The organism is Streptomyces calidiresistens, from assembly GCF_014141525.1.
Classification (GTDB): Bacteria; Actinomycetota; Actinomycetes; order Streptomycetales; family Streptomycetaceae; genus Streptomyces; species Streptomyces calidiresistens.
In genome coordinates, this window is sequence record NZ_VKHS01000914.1 from 1 (window position 1) to 1,996 (window position 1,996).

The 1,996-nt window shown below is 74.1% G+C and carries 3 protein-coding genes; 1 reads left to right on the forward strand and 2 read right to left on the reverse strand.

What is annotated here, in order from left to right:
• Nucleotides 1-17: 17 nt before the first annotated feature.
• On the reverse strand, nt 18-329 hold the full coding sequence (locus FOE67_RS24060; RefSeq protein WP_182666938.1) for a hypothetical protein: 312 nt from the start codon (nt 327-329) through the stop codon (nt 18-20).
• Between the two features lie 254 nt (nt 330-583).
• Here FOE67_RS24060 and FOE67_RS30525 point away from each other — a divergent pair, with 254 nt between their 5' ends.
• Nucleotides 584-967: a cold-shock protein gene (locus FOE67_RS30525; protein WP_182666939.1), complete on the forward strand. Its 384-nt coding sequence runs from the start codon at nt 584-586 to the stop codon at nt 965-967.
• A gap of 72 nt (nt 968-1,039) precedes the next feature.
• On the opposite strand, the gene FOE67_RS24070 is transcribed toward FOE67_RS30525, so the two are convergent.
• Nucleotides 1,040-1,900: a 1,4-dihydroxy-6-naphtoate synthase gene (locus FOE67_RS24070; protein WP_438874299.1), complete on the reverse strand. Its 861-nt coding sequence runs from the start codon at nt 1,898-1,900 to the stop codon at nt 1,040-1,042.
• Nucleotides 1,901-1,996: the final 96 nt, after the last annotated feature.

The window sequence follows — 1,996 nt, forward strand, 5'->3', positions numbered from 1 at the left end:
TGCGTGAGGGGCGGGCGTCAGCCCGCCGCGCCCCCGGTGTCCGCGGCGGCGGCGCGCGCCCCCGGCGCGGACCCGCCCCGGACCGCCCGGTCGCGGCGCCGCTGCGCCAGGATGTCGCGGATCATGCCCGCGCCGGCGAGCGCGAAGCCCGCTCCCATCAGCATCGACACCCCGTAGGCGATCGGGGGGAAGGGTTCGGAGCCGATGAACATGGGGATGAAGGTGATCAGTGTGGCCACCGCCCCGACGGCGAAGACCACTCCGCCGATTCGGACCAGCAGATCACCACTGCGGCTCTCGGCCGCCGTCGGTTCGGATGCGCTGCTCACCCCTCCAGGGTAGGCGGGGCCCTCCGGGCGCGGACGCCGCCCCCCGCCCCGACGGGCGGGGCGTCCGTCCCGAGGCGATCTTGCCCATTCGGCGGGGGCGATTAGCCTGGGGGGTGGACGGCGGGTCGTGCGGCCCGCCGCCTGCCGTCACCGCACGCCCACGGCACTCACGGCACCCACCCGCACGGACGCACCGAGACGACATTCCACCGGCCGATGCGAGGCGGCCCGAGCGACAGCGAGGACGAGGACACGTGCCTACCGGCAAGGTCAAGTGGTTCAACAGCGAGAAGGGCTTCGGCTTCCTCTCCCGGGACGACGGCGGCGATGTCTTCGTGCACTCCTCCGTCCTCCCGCCGGGCGTGGACGCCCTCAAGCCCGGCCAGCGGGTCGAGTTCGGGGTGGTCGCCGGACAGCGCGGCGACCAGGCCCTGTCGGTGACGATCCTCGACCCGACCCCCTCGGTGGCGGCCGCCCAGCGACGCAAGCCGGACGAGATGATCTCCATCGTCCAGGACCTCACCACCCTCCTCGACGGGGTGGCCCAGCAGCTGGAGCGGGGCCGCTACCCGGACCGGGCCAACGGGCGGAAGATCGCCGGCATGCTGCGGGCGGTCGCCGACCAGCTGGACGTCTGAGCACCGCGCCGACCGGCCCCGGACCCGACGGGTCCGGGGCCGGCCGCGTCCCGGCACGCCGGGTGCGCCGGATCAGTCCCCGAAGGGGGGCTCCAGGGCGGCCGGCGGCAGCGGGGGCACCAGCCCCTCCGAGGCCGCCCGGCCCAGCAGTTCACGGACCGCCGCGTACCCGTCCTCGCCCAGATCGGCGGTGAACTCGTTCACGTACAGGGCGATGTGTCGATCGGCCACCGACGGGTCCATCTCCTGCGCGTGCTCCATCACGTGGGCGTGCGAGGCCGACGGGTTCTCCCACGCCATCCGCACCGAGGTCCGGATGGTCTCCGACAGGGCGCGCAGCCGCTCCGCCCCCAGGTCCCGGCGGGCGATGATCGCGCCCAGCGGGATCGGGTGTCCGGTGGTCCCCTCCCAGAACTCGCCCAGGTCCACCAACTGGTGCAATCCGTACTCCCGGTACGTGAAGCGGGCCTCGTGGATCACCAGACCGGCGTCCACCCGGCCGTCCCGCACGGCGGGCATGATCTCGTGGAACGGCATCACCACGACGTTCCCCGGCCCCTCCGGCACCCACCGGGCCGCCCACAGACGGAACAGCAGGTAGGCGGTGGACAGTTCGCTGGGCACCGCCACCGTGCGACCGGTCAGGGCGGTGCCCTGTTCACCGGGACGGACCGCCTCGCGGCCGAGCAGCAGCGGCCCGCAGCCCCGCCCCAGCGCCCCGCCGCAGGGCAGCAGCGCGTAGGTGTCCAGGACGTGCGGCAGCACCGCGTAGGACACCTTCAGCACCCGGCCCTCCCCGCGTCGGGCCATGCCGTTGGTGACGTCGATGTCGGCGAACCGCACCCGGGGCGGCTCGGCGCCCGGCACCAGGCCGTGCGTCCAGGCGTGGAAGACGAAGGTGTCGTTGGGACAGGGGGAATACGAGATGTCCACGATGTCTACGATGTCCGTGCTGTCCGCGGTGCCGTCCGGGGCGGTCGGCGCGGGGTCGTCGGCGCGGGACCCGGTCGCGGGGGACGGGTCGGGATG